The following is an 18,393-nucleotide window of genomic DNA, read 5'->3' as shown; positions in this document are numbered from 1 at the left end:
CCGTGAGCACGGTGACCAGGGCGTACGTCTCCCGGCTGGCCGGGCTGACCGTCTTCGACCCCAACGGTGACCGCGTCGGCAAGGTGCGCGACGTCGTCGTCGCCCTGCGCGTGGGCACCGCCTGCCCGCGGGTGCTGGGGCTGGTCGTGGAGGTCGTCGCGCGCCGCAGGATCTTCGTGCCGATGGGACGGGTCACCGCCCTGGACCCCGGCGCGGTGATGCTCGCCTCGGGCACGATCAACCTCAAGCGCTTCGAGCAGCGGGCCGGCGAGACCCTCGTGCTCGGCGAGCTGCTGGACCGGCAGGTGACGATCGACGAGTCCGGCCGGCCGGCGCACGTCGTCGACGCCGGCATGGAGCAGACCCGCACCGGCGACTGGATCCTCTCCCGCCTCGCCGTGCAGGAGCCCGGCCGGATCGGCCGCCGCGGGCAGCTGCACCAGGTGGCCTGGGACGAGGTGACCGGGCTGGCGCTGCCGGAGAGCGGCCAGGGCGCAGAGACGCTGATCGCCACCTACCGGGAGCTCAACGCCGCCGACATGGCGCACGCACTGCAGGAGCTGCCCATCAAGCGGCGGCACGAGGTCGCCGAGGCCATGGACGACGAGCGGCTGGCCGACGTCCTGGGCGAGCTGCCCGAGGCCGACCAGGTGGTCATCCTCGGCACCCTCGACGAGAGCCGGGCCGCCGACGTCCTCGAGGAGATGGACCCCGACGACGCCGCCGACCTGCTGTCGGAGATGACCAACGTCGACCGCAACCGGCTGCTGGAGCTCATGGAGCCCGACGAGGCCGAGCCGGTGCGCCAGCTGCTCAAGTACTCCGAGGACACCGCCGGCGGGATGATGACCAGCGAGCCGGTGATCCTCGCCCCGGACGCCACCATCGCCGAGGCGCTGGCCCGCGTGCGGGAGCCGGAGCTCACGCCGGCGCTGGCCAGCCAGGTCTACGTGTGCCGCCCCCCGTCGGCCACGCCCACCGGTCGTTACCTCGGTCTGGCCCACATCCAGCGGCTGCTGCGCGAGCCACCGTCCACCCTCGTGAGCGGGGTTCTCGACGACCTGGAGCCACTGCGCCCGGAGGCACCGCTGGCCGAGGTGACCCACTACTTCGCCACCTACAACCTCGTCGCCGCACCGGTGGTCGACGAGCAGGGCCGGCTGGTCGGTGCGGTGAGCGTCGACGACGTCCTCGACCACCTGCTGCCCGACGACTGGCGGGAGCGGGCCCGCCGTGGCTGACACCCCCCGGCTCGACGTCCCCCGGGGGCAGCACCGCCGCTTCGCCTTCCTGCGGCTCAACCCCGACGCGGTCGGCCAGTTCGCCGAGGGCATCGCGCGCTTCCTCGGCACCGGCCGGTTCCTCGCTGTCCAGACCTTGATCGTGCTGGTCTGGATCGCCCTCAACGTCTTCGCCGTGCAGCTCCGCTGGGACCCCTACCCCTTCATCCTGCTGAACCTGGCGTTCTCCACGCAGGCCGCCTACGCCGCGCCGCTGATCCTGCTCGCGCAGAACCGGCAGGCCGACCGCGACCGCGTGCAGGCCGAGGAGGACCGCGCCCGGGCGGCGTCCACCCGTGCCGACACCGAGTACCTGGCGCGCGAGCTGGCGGCGGTCCGGGTGGCCGTCGGCGAGCTGGCCACCCGCGACTTCATCCGCAGCGAGCTCAACCGCCTCGCCAGCGACGACGGCGAGGACGCCGAGAAGCGCGAGAAGAAGCGCAAGAAGCGGGACCGCGAGGAGGCCGAGGCGCGCGGCGCCGGCTGATCACGACGCCGACTCACGCCGGATGGCGCGCCGCTGGCCTCAGACCAGGTCCTTGGCCGCCACGACGACGAGGCTCACGATCTGCACGCTTGCACCGACGTGCCAGATCGTCGCCGACCGCCGCTGGTGCTCGGCGCGCTCCCGGATGCACCGCTGCAGGTCGTCCGCATCGGCGTTGACCCGCTCCACCACCTGCATCCGCGTGTCCTCGATGACGTCGACCAGGCCCCGAATGGCACCGGCGGCGTTCCCGCGGGCCTCCGGTTGGCGTCGCGCGCCGCGAGGTACGCCTGCTGCACCGCCAGCGCCGCGGGCGGGGTGGGGTCAGGCCACGGACCATCCGGAGCCGCGGCGAACGGCGCCACGCTGAGTCCTGACTGCGCGTACCGGAGCAGCCCCGAGTCGATGTAGGCCTGCCGAGCCTCCGGGGTCGGCCGCCCCGTCTCGACCAGGCCTATGAGCACCCGGCCGAAGGCGAACTGCGACAGGGAATCCGCGATGCCGGCATGACCTCGCTGGATGCGCTGCTCGAGGTCGCTGATGTCAGTGGTCAGCGCGACCTCGCGACGGTTGCGCACCGCGAGCACCACGTTGGTGATCACCGCCGCAGCGACGGCGAGCACCAACCCCAGCACGACCAGGGCCGTCTCCACACCGCTGAGATCGACCGACTCCGCGGCGCGGCGCTCCACCATGACAACCCCCGAGCAGGGCTCCCGACGGGAACGACGGCAGGCTACTCCCGAAGCCGGACGCGCGAGCCTCCTCGGCACCTCACCCGGTGAGCGCGTGCACCAGCGCGCCGGCGGCGCCGGCCAGCACGAGCACCACGATGAACGGCGCGCGCAGGGCCAGGGCCAGCGCGGCGACCGCCAGCCCCGCCAACCGGCCGTCGACCACGATCTCGTTGCCGCTGGTCAGGCCCTGCACCGCCACCAGCGCGGCGAGCAGCGCGGCGGGCACGAAGTCCACGACCCGGGCCACCCAGGGCTGCTCCACCCAGGTGGCCGGCACCGACAGGCCGGCCAGCTTGAGCAGGTAGCAGCCCAGCGAGGCGGCGAGCACGGCGATCCAGGTGGCGCTCACGCGGTCACCCCCCGCCGCGGCCGGCCGGCGAGCACCACGGCCACGACCGCGGCGATCACCTGCACCCCGGCGGGCACGAACGGGGTGAGCGCCAGCGCCACCACCGCACCGCCGATCGCCACCCGCCGCTGGACGGCCGGCTGGGCGTTGCCCTTCCCCAGCCGGGGCCAGAGCAGCGCCAGGAAGGCGGCCGGGACGACGGCGTCGAGCGCCGCCCGCGCCGTTCCGCCCAGCGCGGCCGCGCCCAGCGCCCCGACGACGGTCGTGGCGTTCCAGGTCAGGTACAGCACGACGCCGCCGACCAGGAAGCCCAGCCGGGCCAGCCGGCGGTCCGGCGCGGCGAGGGCGAGCGCCGTGGTCTCGTCGATGACCAGGTGAGCCGTGCCGGCCCGCGTCACGGCGCCGCGGGGCCGCAGCAGCGGGACCAGGCGGACGCCGTAGACGGTGTTGCGCACGCCCAGCAGGAGGGCGCTGCCCACCGCTGCCGCCGCGCTGCCCCCCGCGCCGAGAACGCCGATGATCGCGAACTGGGAGGCCCCGGTGAACATGACCGCCGACAGCACCAGCGCCTGCCACACGTCCAGACCGGCGGCGTCGGCCGCGGCGCCGAAGGCGACGCCGTAGAGGCCCACCGCCAGGCCCAGGCCCACGGCGTCCCGGACGGTCTCGGCACGGTCGGGTGGCACGGGCACGACCCTAGGACCCGGCCCTGCGCGGCAGATCACCCTCCGACGGACGGCGCCGCGTGCCGCCCGCCGTACAGTGGCAGGCGCCCCGATCGCGCAGGTCGCCGCTCCCGACGCCACCGCCGCCGGACGGGGTCCCCCGTCGAAGGAGACAGACGCAACCATGTCCGACCAGCTGACCGGCGCGCCGGCGCTCGACGCCATCACCGCCGCTCTGGCCACCGTGCAGGACCCGGAGATCAACCGCCCGCTCACCGAGCTGGGCATGGTCAAGGACGTCCAGATCGGCGCCGGCGGCGCGGTCCGGGTCGAGGTCTACCTGACCGTCTCCGGCTGCCCCATGCGCGAGACGATCACCAACCGGGTCACCCAGGCCGTCGGCAACGTACCCGGCGTCACGGGCGTCCAGGTCGTCCTCGACGTCATGAACGACGAGCAGCGCGCCGAACTCCGCAAGACCGTGCGCGGCACCGACGCCCCCGACCCGGTCATCCCCTTCGCCCAGCCCGGGTCACTCACCCGCGTCTACGCGGTCGCCTCCGGCAAGGGCGGCGTCGGCAAGTCCAGCGTCACGGTCAACCTGGCCGCCGCCCTGGCCAAGCGCGGGCTGTCGGTGGGTGTCGTGGACGCCGACATCTACGGCCACTCGGTGCCGCGGATGCTGGGCGTGGACGACAAGCCCACCCAGGTCGACAACATGATCATGCCGCCGCAGTCGATGGGCGTGAAGGTCATCTCGATCGGCATGTTCACCCCCGGCAACACGCCGGTCGTGTGGCGTGGCCCGATGCTGCACCGCGCGCTGCAGCAGTTCCTCGCCGACGTGTGGTGGGGGGACCTCGACGTCCTCTTGCTGGACCTCCCGCCGGGCACCGGCGACGTCGCGATCTCGATCGCGCAGCTGCTGCCGAACGCCGAGATCCTCGTCGTCACCACCCCGCAGCTGGCCGCCGCCGAGGTGGCCGAGCGGGCCGGCGCGATCGCCACGCAGACCCACCAGCAGGTCATCGGCGTCATCGAGAACATGAGCTGGATGGAGCTGCCGGACGGCACCCGCATGGAGGTCTTCGGCTCCGGCGGCGGTCAGACGGTCTCCGACGCGCTCACCCGCACCCTCGGGGCCCGGGTGCCGCTGCTCGGCCAGGTGCCGCTCGACCCGCGTCTGCGGGAGGCCGGCGACGCCGGTGCCCCGATCGTGCTGGCCCAGCCGGAGTCCCCCGCCGCCCAGGCGCTGGAGAAGATCGCCGACGGGCTGGCCAGCCGCCAGCGCGGGCTCTCGGGCATGTCGCTGGGGCTCACCCCCGTCAAGCGGTGAGTTGATTCGCTCCGGGGAGCGGGGGCCGGAGGCTCCCCGAGCCGGGGCGAGCAGCGCTTTGCCGCGACGAGCGGGGGGCCGGAGGCTCCCCCGAGGAGTGACGGCAGCGGCTCAGCGCAGCAGGGGACGGCTCGTGGCCGCGGTGTCGTCCGGAGGACGACAGGTCATGTCGCGTCGACGTCGAACGGGGGCGGGGTGGCGCGGTCACGCGCCTGGGCGGCCACCACCGAGGCCGCGGTCGCGCCGGTGGGCCCGACCGGGCGGACCGGGACCTCGTCGTCGCCCAGCAGCTGGTCGCGGATGAACGTGCGCGGGTGGTACTTGCGCAGGTCCAGGTCACGGAGCTCGGAGAAGTCGTCGCCCATCGACTCGTGCACCTGCTCGCGGACGCCGGTGATCGCCGCCTTGGCCTTCTTCAGGCCGCTGGCGGCGTCCTTGGCCAGGTGCGGCAGGCGCTCCGGGCCGAAGATGAACAGCGCGGCCAGCGCGAGCACGATGATCTCGCCCCAGCCGATCGAGTCGAACACCACCGCTCCCGTCCTAGACGGCCGCACCGGCGCGGCCGCCCACCAGCCTAGGCCGATGCGCCAGAGCCGGGAGACCCCTGCCCGACCGGCGGGTGGGATGGTTTGGCCCGTCGGACCACGGCGACGCCCGCGGCGTAGTAGCAGGCCGCTGCGGCCGGCCGCCAACCTCGACCGTCAGCCGGCGTGCTCCACGGCATCGGCATGGGAGCGGCTCGGCCGGTCCTGCTCCGCACGGCGCTCGGCCAGGTCCACGACGTTGCGCAGCAGCATGGCCCGCGTCATCGGGCCCACGCCGCCCGTGGCGCGGGTCCACTTCCCCGCCACCCCCTCGACGTCGGGGTGGACGTCGCCCAGGATGCCCTCGACCGTCCGGGTGATGCCGACCGAGAGGACCGTGGCGCCCGGCTTCACCCAGTAGGGCTTGACGAGGTGGGCCACGCCGGCCGCCGCGATGACGACGTCCGCGACGCGCGTGTGCGCCGCGACGTCGACGGTCGCCTCGTGGCACATCGTCACGGTGGCGTGCTCCGTCACCCGGGTCAGCATCAGCCCCAGCGGACGCCCCACCGTCGTGCCGCAGCCGATCACGCAGAACTGTGCGCCGGTGATCGGCACCTCGTTGCGCCGGAGGAGCTCGAGGATGCCCTGGGGAGTGCACGGCACGGTGCCGGGCTGATCGAGGACCAGCCGGCCCAGGTTCACCGGGTGCAGTCCGTCGGCGTCCTTGTCGGGGTCGATGGCCTGCAGCACCACCCGCATGTCCATGTGCGGCGGGAGCGGCAGCTGCACGATGAAGCCCGAGCAGGCCGGGTCCTCGTTGAGCTCGCGGACCACACGCAGGACCTCCTTCTGCGTGCTGTCGGCCGGCAGCTCGCGGCGGATGGACTCGATGCCGACATCCGCGCAGTCGCGGTGCTTGCCCCTGACGTAGGACCGGGAGCCGGGATCGTCGCCCACCAGGATGGTGCCCAGACCGGGCCGCACGCCCGACGCGGCGAGGCGCTCGACCCGCGCGCGCAGCTCCTCCTTGATCTCCTCGGCGGCCAGGTTGCCGTCGATCAGGGTGGCTGCGCACGTGGTCATGGGTGGGTTCGTCTGCCTTTCGTCGCCTGCGTGCTCACGGCGGCCGGCGGGCCCGGCCGACGCCGCAGTGGCCGACCGGCGCCGTCCGGCGACCACTGTCGCGGGGTCGCGGGCCGGAGGGAACTGGACGATCGAACGACCGGCGGCGTCCGATTCGAGCGATCGATGCATTGCTCCCCTCCGTGGCGCGCGTCAGCGTGAGGCCGGACTAAGGGGGTCTGCCATGGGAGCCACACTGCCCGCCCGGGCTCAGGTCGTCATCGTGGGTGGCGGCATCATCGGTACCAGCACCGCGTACCACCTGGCCCGCCGCGGCTGGACCGACGTCGTGCTGCTCGAGAAGAACACGCTCACCTCGGGCACCACCTGGCACGCCGCCGGCTTGATCACCCAGGCGCGGGGCACCGACGGGACCCGCCAGATCGTCCAGCGCAGCCTGGAGGTCTTCCGGTCGCTCGAGCAGGACACCGGGTTCTCGACCGGCTTCGTGGAGACCGGCACGATGAACCTCGCCAGGTCCGCCGAGCGGCTCGAGGAGCTCCGGCACCAGGCCAGCGCGGTGCGCAGCAGCGGCGTCGACGCCGTGCTGCTCGACGTCGACCAGACCCTCGAGCTCCACCCCCTGCTCAACCCCGAGGGACTGCACGGCAGCCTGCACTTCCCCCGGGACGGCCGGGGCAGCGCCACCGACACCACGATCTCCCTCGCCCGGGGTGCCACCGCGCGCGGGGTGCGGGTCGTCGAGAACGTCAGCGCCCTCGACGTCACGACCAGCAACGGTCGGGTGACCGGCGTGGTGACCGAGCAGGGCACCATCGAGGCGGAGTACGTGGTAAACGCCACGGGCATGTGGGGCCGCGAGTTCGGCGCGAAGGCCGGCGTGCAGGTGCCCCTGCAGGCACTGGCGCACTACTACGTGGTCACCGACGCGATCCCCGGCCTGCCGCGCAACCTGCCGACGGTCAAGAGCGGCGACGAGTACTGCTACGTCAAGGACGAGGCCGGGGCACTCATGGTCGGCTTCTTCGAGCCGGGCAGCTACGCGTGGGCCTCGGACGGCATCCCGGAGAACAAGAGCTTCATCCAGCTACCCGAGGACTGGGACCACCTCGGACCGTTCTACGAGAAGATCATCGACCGGGTGCCCGTCCTGGCCGACGCCGGCATCCGGCTGCACTTCTGCGGCCCCGAGAGCTTCACCCCGGACGGCAACTACCACCTCGGTGAGGCACCGGCGCTGCGGAACTACTTCGTGGCCGCCGGGTTCAACTCCGTCGGCTTCCTCTCCGGCCCCGGTGCCGGTTCCGTCCTCGCGGACTGGATCGTCGACGGTCGCAGCCCGATCGACCTCCCGGAGGCCGACCCCGCGCGCGTGCAGCGGCACGAGACCAACCGGCGCTTCCTCGAGCAGCGCGTCGTGGAGTCGCTCGACCTGTCCTACGAGATCCACTGGCCGTTCCAGCAGCGGTCCAGCGCCAGGCCGCTGCGGGTAAGCCCACTCTACGAGCGCACCGAGGCCGCCGGCGCCGTGTTCGGCGAGCTGGCCGGGTGGGAGCGGGCCAACTGGTACGCCCCCGATGGCGTGGCGAAGGAGTACCAGTACTCCTTCGGCCGGCAGAACTGGTTCGAGCACTCCGCGGCGGAGCACCGGGCCATCCGCGAGAACGTCGGCGTCATCGACACCTCGTCGTACGGCAAGCTGCTCGTGCAGGGCCGGGACGCGCTGCGCGTGCTGCAGCGCCTGTCGGTCAACGACGTCGACGTGGCCGTGGACCGGATCGTCTACACCCAGTGGCTCAACGAGTTCGGCGGCATCGAGTCCGACGTGACGGTGACCCGTCTCGGAGAGGACCAGTTCCTGGTCCTCTCCGGGCCGGCCACGGTCAACCGGGACCTCGCCCACCTGCGCCGTCACATCGGACCGGAGGACTGCTGCACCGTCGCCGACGTGAGCGGGACCATGGCCATGCTCGCCGTCATGGGCCCGGACGCCCGTCGCCTGCTTCAGCCGCTCACCGACGCCGACCTGTCGGCCGATGCCTTCCCCTTCGGCAGGTCCGCGGAGATCGACCTCGGCCTGGGCTTCGTCCGCGCCACCCGCGTGACCTTCGTCGGCGAGCTCGGCTGGGAGCTGCTCATCCCGGCCGACATCGCCCGGCACATCTGGGACACCGTCGCCGACGGCGGGCGCGACCTCGGCCTGCGCCCGGTCGGCTACCACGCCATGAACTCGCTGCGGCTGGAGAAGGCCTACCGCAGCTGGGGCCACGACATCTCGTCGGGGGACAACCTGCTGGAGGCAGGTCTCGGCTTCACCGCCAAGTGGGACAAGCTCGGCGGCTTCATCGGGCGGGAAGCCCTGCTCGCCGCGAAGGACGCGGGCGTGTCCCGCCGCCTGGTGCAGTTCGTCCTCGAGGACCCCGAGCCCCTGCTCGTCCACGACGAGCCCATCTACCGGGACGGCCGGCTCGTCGGCCGGGTCGCCTCCGCCCAGTACGGGCACACCCTCGGCGGTGCCGTCGCCCTCGGCTGGGTGACCGCTCCGGGACCGGAGACCCCCGGCTGGTTCGAGACCGGTTCCTACACCATCGAGGTCGCCGACCGCAGGGTGCCGGCCCGCACCTCGGTGCGTCCCATGTACGACCCCAAGTCGGAGAGGCCGAAGAGTTGACCGACGACGTCGTCCTGACCCTCGCCTGCAAGGACAGGCCCGGCATCGTCGCGAGCGTCTCGGGCTTCCTCGCCGACCGCGGTTTCACCATCCGCGACAGCCAGCAGTACGGCGACGAGGACACCGGCCTGTTCTTCATGCGCGTCCACGCCGCCGCCGACGACAAGATCGGCGTGGGCGAACTCCGCTCGGCGTTCGCGCCCGTCGCCGACGCGTTCGACATGGACTGGGAACTGCACGACACGGTCCGGCCTCATCGGCTGCTCGTCATGGTCTCCAAGCAGGGACACTGCCTCAACGACCTGCTGCACCGGATGTCGACGGGCGCGCTCCCGGCCGAGATCGTGGCCGTGGTCTCCAACCACCCCGACCTCCGGGACCTGGTGGAGTGGCACGGCATCCCGTTCCACCACGTCCCCGTCACCGCCGGGGACAAGGCTGCGGCCGAGGACGAGCTCCGGCGTCTCGTGGCCGCCTACGCCGTCGACACGGTGGTCCTGGCCCGGTACATGCAGATCCTCTCGGACGACCTGTGCCGGGAGCTGTCGGGCCGGGCGATCAACATCCACCACAGTCTCCTGCCCAGCTTCAAGGGGGCCCGCCCGTACTTCCAGGCCCACGCCCGGGGAGTGAAGGTCATCGGCGCCACCGCCCACTACGTCACGGCCGACCTGGACGAGGGGCCGATCATCGAGCAGGACTTCACCCGCGTGGACCACAGCCTCTCGGCCGCCGGACTCACCGCCGTCGGCAGGGACCTCGAGGCGCTGGCAATGGCCCGTGCGGTCGCGGCCCACGCCGAGAACCGGGTGCTGATCAACGGCACGAAGACCGTCGTCTTCCGCTGAGGGACCCGACCCGTACCGCTCCTCCGCGCTCCCCGGACCAGAGCCCTGGTCCGGGGAGCGTTCGTGTCACCGGCGCGCCGACGGGGACGGGGGAACGCCGTCGCACAGCGCTTCCGGCGGCCGAGCGCTCTCGTCCGTCGCGTCCCGCACCGGCGCGGACGGCCGCGCCGCCCCTTGTACGCCGTGACAAGTCGGAGCGCGCGATTGCACCTTTCTTCCAATAGCCCAGCTCCGTGCATCTGCGGCACTGTCCTCGCACTCGGTCCTGTGAGGAATCTCAAGGTGCAGGACCTGGAGTCCGGGTGGTCAACCCCTTGAGTGGCGCAGCTGGGATGGGAGCGAGATGAGCGACTTCGACGTCGTCGTGGTGGGGGGCGGGTTCGCCGGCGTCACGGCCGCGCGGGACCTGAGCGGCGCGGGCTTGTCGGTACTCGTGCTCGAAGGGCGCGACCGGCTGGGTGGTCGCACCTACTACCGCGAGTTCGCCGGTCGCGACAAGAAGCTGGAGATGGGTGGCACATGGGTGTCCCCCGGCTACCAGAAGTACGTCACCTCGGAACTCGAGCGCTACGGCATCCCCACCTTCCAGAGCCCGGAACCGGAGCAGTTCGGCTGGGGGCTCGACAAGAGCATCCTCCGGGCGCCGTTCCCCATCCCGGCCGCGGAGTGGGTGGCCTTCGAGCGGGCCATCACCACCATCAACACCCAGGCCGCCCGTATCCGCTTCTACGAGGAGCCGCTGGGCCAGGACGGGCTCGAGGACCTCGACGTGTCCTTCGAGCACTTCGTGGATGCCATGGAGCTCCCGCCGACCACCCGGGAGTTCATCCTCGCGTGGCCGGCCTTCTACTTCGGCGCGTACCCCTCCCGGCTGTCAGCGCTGCATGTGCTGTCCTGGGTCGCGGGGTGGGGCAACAGCTCCATGGCGTGGCTGACCGAGCTCACCGACAAGATCGTCGACGGGACCAAGAACCTCGTCGACCGGATCATCGGTGATTCCGACGCCGAGGTCCGTCTGTCGACCCCTGTCGACTCGATCACCGAGGGCTCCGACGGGGTCCAGGTGACCACCCGACTCGGCGAGGTCTTCACCGCTCAGGCCGTCGTCGTCGCTACTCCCATCAACACCTGGGGCAGCATGACCTTCAGCCCGCCGCTCACGGGATCGCACCTGGCGATGGCCCAGGAGAAGCAGGCCGGCGAGTCCGTGAAAATTTGGGCGCTCGTCCGCGGGGTGGACGACAACTTCTTCGGCGTCGGCTGGCACACCTCGATCAAGTGGCTCGCGACGGAGTACACCACCGAGGAGGGGTCCTACCTGGTCGGCTTCGCCAGCGCCGCCGCCGACCTCGACCCGAGCGACCCGGCCGACATCACCCGGGCCGTGCAGGAGTTCCTGCCAGAGGCGGAGATCGTCGCCGTGGACGCCCACGACTGGAACGCCGACGAGTTCTCCCAGGGCACCTGGATGGCGTACCGCCCGGGCCAGGTGATGGCCCACTCCAGGGCGCTGCAGGAGCCACGGGGCCGGATCCTGTTCGCGAACTCCGACCTCGCCAGCGGCTGGGCCGGCTGGATCGACGGAGCCATCGAGTCCGGCGGACGGGCAGCACGAGCGGCCCAGGACCTGGTGCAGAAGTAACCAGGCGATCAACGCACCCCCCGATCACCGACCCCACACGAGGAGACCACGATGTCCGACATCCACACCCAGGCCCGGGACGGCGAGCTCGAACGGCGCCTGGAGGAGCTGTCCCTGCCGGAGAACCAGGGTGAGGGCCTGAGCCAGCGGGACCTCACCGTGCTGACCGCCGTCACTGTGGTCGCTCCCGTCATCGCGCTCCTCGTGGGGTGGAATCTGTGAGCGACATGCAGACCCGCGCCGTCGAAGGTGCCTACCCCCTCCGCATGGGCGAGCGCACCTGGGGACCCTTCGCCCTGTTCGGCAACTGCGCATCCGCAGCCGTGGCGACCTGGTGCTTCATCATCGGCGGCTACGTCAGCTACTACCTCCCGGCCGGCAAGGGCTCCGTGGTGATGCTGGCCGGCATCCTCCTCGGGATGTTCCTCATCTTCCTGGCCTGCGTGCCGATGGGCACCCGTTACGGCCTGGAGGCCGTCCGCTCCACCAAGCCGCAGCTGGGTGCCCGCGGGTCCTACTTCACCCTCGCCCTGCTGTTCTTCTCCACGCTCGGCTGGAACACGCTGCTGGTCATCTTCTGCGGTCGAGCCGGCGCGGAGATCCTCATTGCCAGCGGGCTGCTGCCCGAAGCCGCACGAGGCGCGACCCAGATCGGGGTCGGCCTGGTCGCCCTGGTGGTGGTGTGGCTGCTGCTCCGCGGTGGACCGGCCGCCCTGCGGAACATCGGGCCGATCGTCGCCATCTCCGTCCTTCTCCTGGCGTTGTTCATCATCGGGCTCATCATCAACCAGCTGGGCTGGTCGGCGATCGCCGACGCCGAGCCCAGCTTCGCCTCCGGTGACGACCTGCTGGACTACACCATCGGCGTCGAGCTGCTCATCGCCACGGCGCTGTCGTGGTGGCCCTACGTGGGCGCCATGGTCCGCTTCAGCCCCAGCACGCGCTCGTCCATGTTCCCCGTGCTGGCCGGGCTGGGCATAGCGGTCGCGGTCGTGTCCTTCATCGGCCTGTATTCGGGGCTCGCGGTGCCCGAGTCCGGCGGTGACCCCACCACGTACCTGGTCGAGCTCGGTGGGCTGACCTTCGGGCTCCCGGCGCTGGCGTTCATCATGCTCGCCAACATCGGCACCACGATGGTGGGCGCGTACGCGGCAGCGCTCGCCTTCAAGCAGGACCCGACGATCGACCGGAAGCTGCCCTGGAACGTGGCGACGGGTCTGGCCCTGGGCGCCACCGCTCTGGTCCTGATCTTCCTGTCGACCCCGTTCTTCGACAACTTCGGTACCTTCCTCGCCTTCTCGGGAGTCATGTTCGGCCCGATCTGCGGCATCCAGATCGCCGACTTCTACCTGGTGCGCCGCCAGCGGCTCGACATGCGGAGCCTGTACCTCGACGGCCCCGGAACCGCGTACTGGTACACCGGCGGGGTGAACCTGGTGGGCTTCCTCAGCCTGGCCGCCGGCGTCGGCACCTACTTCGCGCTGCTCGACCCGATCACCTTCGAGGCGGCCGGGCTGTTCAAGTACACGACGGCCAGCCTCCCGGCCGCCGCCATGGCGCTGGTCGTGTACCTCGTGCTGACCCCGCTGCTGAATGGCAAGCGCACCGAAAGCCTGGCGGGCACGGGCCGGCAGCAGGGCACCTCAGGGGCGTCGGTCCGCGGCGCCCGGGGCTGACACGCCACCCGGCAACAGCAGGCCGGGGGTCGGGCACGGCGATCACGCCGTGCCCGACCCCCGGAGCCATGTTCGGCACCCCACCTGACGAAGGACGGCAAGACCCCCGCGATGTTCGTGTACCTGCTGCTGCTGATCGCCATCGCAGCCGAAGTCGGGGCCACCGTCATGCTCAAGGTCTCCGACGGGTTCAGCCGCTTCGGCCCGAGCGTCGCCGTCGTCGTCGGCTACCTCTGCTCCTACGTAGCCCTGGGCTTCGCGCTGAGGTTGGGCCTTAACCTGAGCACCGGCTACGCCGTGTGGGCCGGCCTCGGGGCGGCGATGGTGACCGTGGCCGGGCTCTTCCTGTTCCAGGAGCGGCTGACCGTGCCGGCCCTGTTCGGGATCGTGCTCATCATCGCCGGAGTGGTCCTCATCCATGCCGGGGACGGCGCCGAGGCCTGACACACCGGGCATCCCGGCCGTACCGCGACCGGGATCAGGGCCGGGCCCCGGTGCCCCGGAGCATCTGCAAGGTCTTCAAGGCCAGGTAGAGGTCGGTCTGGTCCTGGAGGTTCTGCAGCTTTCGCCCGGTGAGCTCCTCGATCCGGTGCATCCTGTAGACCAGGGTCTGCCGATGGATGCCCAGCCGGTCGGCGCCCTCCTTCCAGGACCGGTTGCAGTCCAGGAATACCTCCAGCGACTGCACCAACCGTGAGTCGTTGTCGGCGTCGTAGGCGATGACCGGGCCCAGCACGCGTGCGACGACTGCCTCCCCCTCGGCCACCGTCCGCGGCATGAACGTGGGCGACTGCTCGCCGTAGACCACGACGGTGCTCTGCTCGCTCCGCGCGGCCTCCAGCGCCCAGCGGGCCTGACGCGCGGCGTCCCCCACGGCTCGGAGGCTGTGCACCGGCTGGCTGACACCTCCCCGGAAGCGTGGGTCCCGCGGCGCGCCGAAGATGTCGGGCGTCGTGTGCTCGTCTGCCAGCAGCGCCAGAACCTCGTCGTGGCTCTCCAGCAGGAGATGCGGCACGCCAGCCGCGGTCAGCGGCGCCTGTGCCCGCTCCAGGGTCATCGGACCCTCGGTGCTGCTGGCGCACACGACCCGCCACGGCCGTCGCCCCAGCCCCAGGGCGGACAGCCGCGACTCAGCGCCCTCCACGTCGATCGACCCGTCCACCAGCTGGGCGAGCAGCCGAGCGCCTGCCTCGCGGCGCCTGAGCGCCCCCGCCGCTCGGCGCTCCACCTCCAGGTCGGCGATCGTCGCGACGTGCTGCAGGACCACCAGGTCGGGCACCGTGCCCGACGGTGATGCCTCGATCACCAGCACTGCTCGCTCGCCGGCCTGGACAGGCAGCGCGAGCACGGTCTCGTCGGCGACGGTCACCCGGATGAAAGTCGGCAGGGGCCGACTCCTGCAGGCGATGGTCTCCAGCAAGGCCTCCCGCACGGGGGCGCCGAGCGCTTCCCGGGTCGGGAGGAGGGGCTCTCCGGTGTTCACGTCGATGACGTGGAGATCGACACCGGCCTCGCTGCCGAGCTGGTCGAGCAGTGCCTCACCACGGAAGTTGGCCTGGTGCGCACGGCGCAGGGCGTCGTACAGCCGGATGATCTTCGTGAGCCGAGCGCTGGCCTCCTGGCTGTTGCTGTCGGCGACGGTCCGCGCCACCGTCACGAAGGGGACCGCGTACGCCGTCTCCAGCACGGGAAACCCGAGCGCGTCGGCCGTCGCCATGGCCTCGGCGGTCAGGGCCGGGGCGTGCATGCCCTCGGCGAGAGCCAGACCGGACAGGGCCGCCTGCGCGAGGTTCTCGAGGAACTGGACCTGCCCCTCGGCGTCGACCGGGAAGTTGTACCCATCCGACAGGAGGAGGTCGCCGGTGCCCAGCCAGTTCCACGGGTCGGGCAGCTCGCAGGTGTGCGCCCACAGCACTGCCCGTCCCTTGCCGGACCGGCCGGCGAGAAACCGCGTGCGGAGGGCGGGAAGGGCGACCAGGGCCTCGATGGTGATGCTCATCCGGGTGACATCGTAGATCCGGACGGCAAGACGTCCTGTCCTCTCGTCCGAGGTCTCCCCCGAAGGGGCGGCACGGACACCGGGAGCCGATGCAGGCCTCCAGGATGCGGCGACGGCGTGGGCCCCGGGGTCCGTTGCCGGACCTGGACCCACGCCGGCGCGCTGAGACGTCAGTCCTGCGGGAAGGCCTCGTCGTCGGAGTAGGGGAACCACCAGAAGTCGTGCTCGCTGGCGGCCGGGTCGATCATGACGAGCTTCGTGTGGCGAAACGTGTCCAGCCCCTCGGCGCCCAGCTGGCGTCCGAAGCCGGAGAGCTTCCGCCCGCCGAACGGGCCGGCGTCGTTGTCCAGCAGCGGCGCGTTGATCCACACCATCCCGGTGGCGATCTCGGTCGTCGCCCGGTGGACCTCCTGCAGGTCGGTCGTGTAGACCGTGGCTCCGAGCCCGACGAGCGAGGCGTTGGTCAGCTTCAGCGCCTCGTCGAAGCTCTCCACCCGGCACAGGGGCGCCAGCGGGCCGAAGATCTCCGCCTGCATGACCTCCATGTCCGGGGTGACGTTCACCAGGACGGTCGGCTCGACGAAGAAGCCGTCCCGGTTCTCCTCGGGCAGGTCCAGCGGGCGGCCGCCCCCGTGCACCACCTTCGCGCCCTGCTCGACCGCCCGGGCGAGGATCCGCTCGTACCGGTCCCGTTCCTCCGCGTGCTCCATCGGGCCGAGGTCGACGGCGCCGAGCCCGCTGCCGATCCGCAGCTTGGCCGCCTCCTCGACGAGGAGGTCCGCGAACTCGTCATAGACGTCGGTGTGCACGTAGATCCGCTCGGCGGACGTGCACACCTGTCCGCAGTTCAAGAAGGCGGCGAAGGCCGCGGCCCGCGCGGCCGTCCGGAGCGGCGCGGAGGGCATCACGACGAAGGCGTCGTTGCCGGACGCCTCGATCAGGTGCGGCTTGAACTGCTCGGCGCAGGCCTTCGCGATGGCCTGCCCGGTCGGCACGCTCCCGGTGAAGCCCACCATGTGCGTCTGCGGGTGGCGCACGAGCCGGTCACCGACCTGCCCACCGCCGGGGACACACTGCACCAGCCCGGCCGGGAGTGCGGTGAAGACCTCCATGAACTTGAGCGTGGTGAGGGAGGCCCACTCGGACGGCTTGACGATCACGGCGTTGCCGGCGGCGAGCGCTGCTGCGGCCTCCCACATCAGGAGCAGGAGGGGGAAGTTCGCCGGCAGGATCACCACCACGACGCCCATCGGCTCCTTGAGCGTGTAGTGGAGCTGCCCGGCCACGGACGGTCCGAGCACCGACCCGTGGGAGTGCCGGCCGAGCTCGGCGTAGTAGTCGGTGGCCGAGATCGACCACGTGAGCTCGTCCCGGCTCTCCTTGTACGGCTTGCCCGTCTCGCGGGTCAGCAGCTCCGCCAGCTCGGGAGCGAGCCGGTGCATCTCTCGGGCGACCTCGTGCATGAGCTCGGACCGGTGCAGCGCGCTCTCCGCCCACCACGCCTTCTGCGCGGCATTCGCCGTGGTGACGACCTGGTCGGCCTCCTCCGCCGTGACGTCGGCGAACTCGCCGATCGGCTTGGCGGTGGCGGGGTCGAGGACGGTCCGCCGCTCCCCGGCACTCGGCAGGAACGAGCCCCCGCTGTAGAAGACGCCGCTCAGCCGGCCGAACTCCGCTGCTGCATCCATGTGATCGCTGCTCCGCCCGTCGGGAATCGAGGAGGCCAGAATCCCCGGGGGAACGGCGCCCGCTCAATCCGCCATGTGCCCAAAGCGATCCGTCGTCGTCGTACTGCCGCACAAGGCGGCCGCCGGGTCACGCCTGGTCGAGCGTTGCCTGAACCTTCTGCGAGCTGCCGCCGCGCACCAGCTCCACCGTCACCACGTCACCGGGCGCCCGGGCGTCGACGGCCACGACCAGCTCCTCGGAGCTGCCGACCTCGGTGTCGTCGATCGCGATGATGATGTCCTCCTCGCGGATGCCGGCCTCCGCCGCGGCGCTGCCGGGTTCCACGTTGAGCACCAGGGCGCCGTCACGGGTGCCGTCGGTGACCGACCGGGCGTTGACCCCCAGGGCGGCGTGCACCGCGGTGCCGCTGGAGATGAGCTGCTCGGCGATCCGCTTCACCGTGTCGATCGGGATGGCGAAGCCGAGACCGATCGAGCCGCCGGCACCGGTGGAGGCGATCGCGGTGTTGATGCCGATCAGCGCACCGGAGGCGTCCACCAGCGCGCCACCGGAGTTGCCGGGGTTGATCGGTGCGTCGGTCTGGACGGCGCTGATGACGGCGTTGGTGTCGGTGCCCTCGCCGGACAGCCGCACCGGGCGGTCCAGCGAGCTCACGATGCCGCTGGTGACCGTGCCGGCGAGGCCGAGCGGCGAGCCGATGGCCACCACCGGGTCGCCGACGACGACGTCGCCGGAGCGGCCCAGGCTCGCCGTCACCAGGCCCGGCTTCTCGACCTTGAGGACGGCGAGGTCGCTGGCGGGGTCGCGGCCGACGATGCGGGCCGCCGAGCCGCTGCCGTCGGAGAACACGGCCCGGATCTCGGCGCCCTCGACGTCGTCGGCGCCGGACACCACGTGGTTGTTGGTGACGATGTAACCGTCGGCGCCGTCGATGACCACGCCCGAACCGGTGGCGCCGGCCTGCCCGACGCGCACCTCGATCGAGACGACGGCGGGGATCACCTGCTCCGCGATGCCGGACACCGAGCCGGGCTCGCGGGTGATGCCCGGTTCCACCTGCGACAGCGTCGTGCCCGGGCTCAGCAGCGGCGTCTCCTCGGCGGTGCGGGTGAGGTACCACCCGACCCCGCCACCGACGACCGCGACGAGCAGCAGGCCGAGGACGGCGAGGGTCATCAGCCGGATCGACAGGTCGCGCAGCCGCACCTTGCGGCGGCCCTGCGCGTCGACGACCACCGGCCCGGGCTGCGCGTCCTCGTCGTACACGGCCGGCGCGCCGAGCCCGGCCGGGGCGGCGGGGTCGCGCCAGGGATCGCTGCGGGCGTCGGCCTTCCACCACGGCCCCGCGGCGGTGCGCCGCCGGCCCGGGCGCCCGGACGGCGGGTCCTGCAAGCCACCCCGGCC

At 71.9% G+C, this 18,393-nt stretch carries 17 protein-coding genes; 9 read left to right on the top strand and 8 right to left on the bottom strand.

The annotated features are described in order from the left end of the window. The first annotated feature begins 2 nt into the window (after positions 1 to 2). Positions 3 to 1,241 (top strand): magnesium transporter MgtE N-terminal domain-containing protein, encoded by a 1,239-nt coding sequence (locus C5507_RS17260; protein ID WP_104529746.1) that lies wholly within the window; start codon positions 3 to 5, stop codon positions 1,239 to 1,241. Continuing rightward, a complete protein-coding gene (locus tag C5507_RS17255; RefSeq protein ID WP_104529745.1) occupies positions 1,234 to 1,767 on the top strand; it encodes a DUF1003 domain-containing protein in 534 nt (177 codons plus the stop codon). Before C5507_RS17260 ends, C5507_RS17255 begins: the two co-directional genes overlap by 8 nt. 39 nt (positions 1,768 to 1,806) lie before the next feature. Here the strand turns inward: C5507_RS17255 and C5507_RS22440 are convergent, their stop codons facing one another. The 3 genes from C5507_RS22440 to C5507_RS17245 all read right to left on the bottom strand — a co-directional run bounded on the left by C5507_RS22440 (position 1,807) and on the right by C5507_RS17245 (position 3,539). Beyond that, entirely contained in the window at positions 1,807 to 1,965 is a 159-nt protein-coding gene (locus C5507_RS22440) for a hypothetical protein (protein ID WP_158657636.1), read from the bottom strand. A gap of 576 nt (positions 1,966 to 2,541) precedes the next feature. Next, positions 2,542 to 2,853, bottom strand: coding sequence for an AzlD domain-containing protein (locus C5507_RS17250; RefSeq protein ID WP_104529744.1), 312 nt, complete (start codon positions 2,851 to 2,853; stop codon positions 2,542 to 2,544). Continuing rightward, positions 2,850 to 3,539: an AzlC family ABC transporter permease gene (locus C5507_RS17245; RefSeq protein ID WP_242610900.1), complete on the bottom strand. Its 690-nt coding sequence runs from the start codon at positions 3,537 to 3,539 to the stop codon at positions 2,850 to 2,852. The genes C5507_RS17250 and C5507_RS17245 overlap by 4 nt, the downstream gene beginning before the upstream one ends. Positions 3,540 to 3,702: 163 nt before the next feature. Here C5507_RS17245 and C5507_RS17240 point away from each other — a divergent pair, with 163 nt between their 5' ends. Continuing rightward, on the top strand, positions 3,703 to 4,854 hold the full coding sequence (locus C5507_RS17240; RefSeq protein ID WP_104529743.1) for an Mrp/NBP35 family ATP-binding protein: 1,152 nt from the start codon (positions 3,703 to 3,705) through the stop codon (positions 4,852 to 4,854). Positions 4,855 to 5,018: 164 nt separating this feature from the next. On the opposite strand, the gene C5507_RS17235 is transcribed toward C5507_RS17240, so the two are convergent. Then, positions 5,019 to 5,381, bottom strand: coding sequence for a twin-arginine translocase TatA/TatE family subunit (locus tag C5507_RS17235; RefSeq protein WP_104529775.1), 363 nt, complete (start codon positions 5,379 to 5,381; stop codon positions 5,019 to 5,021). A gap of 174 nt (positions 5,382 to 5,555) precedes the next feature. Continuing rightward, a complete protein-coding gene (locus tag C5507_RS17230; protein WP_104529742.1) occupies positions 5,556 to 6,464 on the bottom strand; it encodes a bifunctional methylenetetrahydrofolate dehydrogenase/methenyltetrahydrofolate cyclohydrolase in 909 nt (302 codons plus the stop codon). Positions 6,465 to 6,687: 223 nt separating this feature from the next. On the opposite strand from C5507_RS17230, the gene C5507_RS17225 reads away from it, so the two are divergent. The 6 genes from C5507_RS17225 (at position 6,688) to C5507_RS17205 (ending at position 13,745) form a co-directional block, all read left to right on the top strand. Then, positions 6,688 to 9,135 (top strand): GcvT family protein, encoded by a 2,448-nt coding sequence (locus C5507_RS17225; RefSeq protein WP_104529741.1) that lies wholly within the window; start codon positions 6,688 to 6,690, stop codon positions 9,133 to 9,135. Beyond that, positions 9,132 to 9,983: a formyltetrahydrofolate deformylase gene (gene purU / locus C5507_RS17220; protein WP_104529740.1), complete on the top strand. Its 852-nt coding sequence runs from the start codon at positions 9,132 to 9,134 to the stop codon at positions 9,981 to 9,983. Before C5507_RS17225 ends, purU begins: the two co-directional genes overlap by 4 nt. Before the next feature lie 343 nt (positions 9,984 to 10,326). Then, positions 10,327 to 11,625, top strand: coding sequence for a flavin monoamine oxidase family protein (locus C5507_RS17215; RefSeq protein ID WP_104529739.1), 1,299 nt, complete (start codon positions 10,327 to 10,329; stop codon positions 11,623 to 11,625). Between the two features lie 51 nt (positions 11,626 to 11,676). Further along, complete coding sequence (locus C5507_RS22435; protein ID WP_158657635.1) at positions 11,677 to 11,847, top strand: hypothetical protein; 171 nt, start codon at positions 11,677 to 11,679, stop codon at positions 11,845 to 11,847. A 5-nt stretch (positions 11,848 to 11,852) separates the two neighbouring features. Beyond that, a complete protein-coding gene (locus tag C5507_RS17210) occupies positions 11,853 to 13,301 on the top strand; it encodes a purine-cytosine permease family protein (protein WP_242611348.1) in 1,449 nt (482 codons plus the stop codon). A 111-nt stretch (positions 13,302 to 13,412) separates the two neighbouring features. Then, positions 13,413 to 13,745 carry a DMT family transporter gene (locus tag C5507_RS17205; protein WP_104529737.1) on the top strand — a complete coding sequence of 111 codons (333 nt, stop codon included), beginning with the start codon at positions 13,413 to 13,415 and terminating at the stop codon, positions 13,743 to 13,745. A gap of 34 nt (positions 13,746 to 13,779) precedes the next feature. Here the strand turns inward: C5507_RS17205 and C5507_RS17200 are convergent, their stop codons facing one another. From C5507_RS17200 to C5507_RS17190, 3 genes are all read right to left on the bottom strand, one after another. Then, positions 13,780 to 15,300: a PucR family transcriptional regulator gene (locus C5507_RS17200; protein WP_104529736.1), complete on the bottom strand. Its 1,521-nt coding sequence runs from the start codon at positions 15,298 to 15,300 to the stop codon at positions 13,780 to 13,782. 170 nt (positions 15,301 to 15,470) lie between these two features. Beyond that, positions 15,471 to 16,988 carry an aldehyde dehydrogenase family protein gene (locus C5507_RS17195; protein ID WP_104529735.1) on the bottom strand — a complete coding sequence of 506 codons (1,518 nt, stop codon included), beginning with the start codon at positions 16,986 to 16,988 and terminating at the stop codon, positions 15,471 to 15,473. Positions 16,989 to 17,115: 127 nt separating this feature from the next. Then, positions 17,116 to 18,393 (bottom strand): S1C family serine protease (locus C5507_RS17190; RefSeq protein WP_104529734.1); only part of this gene is annotated, 1,278 nt, incomplete at its 5' end.

Origin of the sequence: Blastococcus saxobsidens, assembly GCF_002938435.1 — a bacterium.
Taxonomy (GTDB): Bacteria; Actinomycetota; Actinomycetes; order Mycobacteriales; family Geodermatophilaceae; genus Blastococcus; species Blastococcus saxobsidens.
Note: the sequence above shows the minus strand (reverse complement) of the source record. Positions and strands in the feature narration are given on the sequence as shown.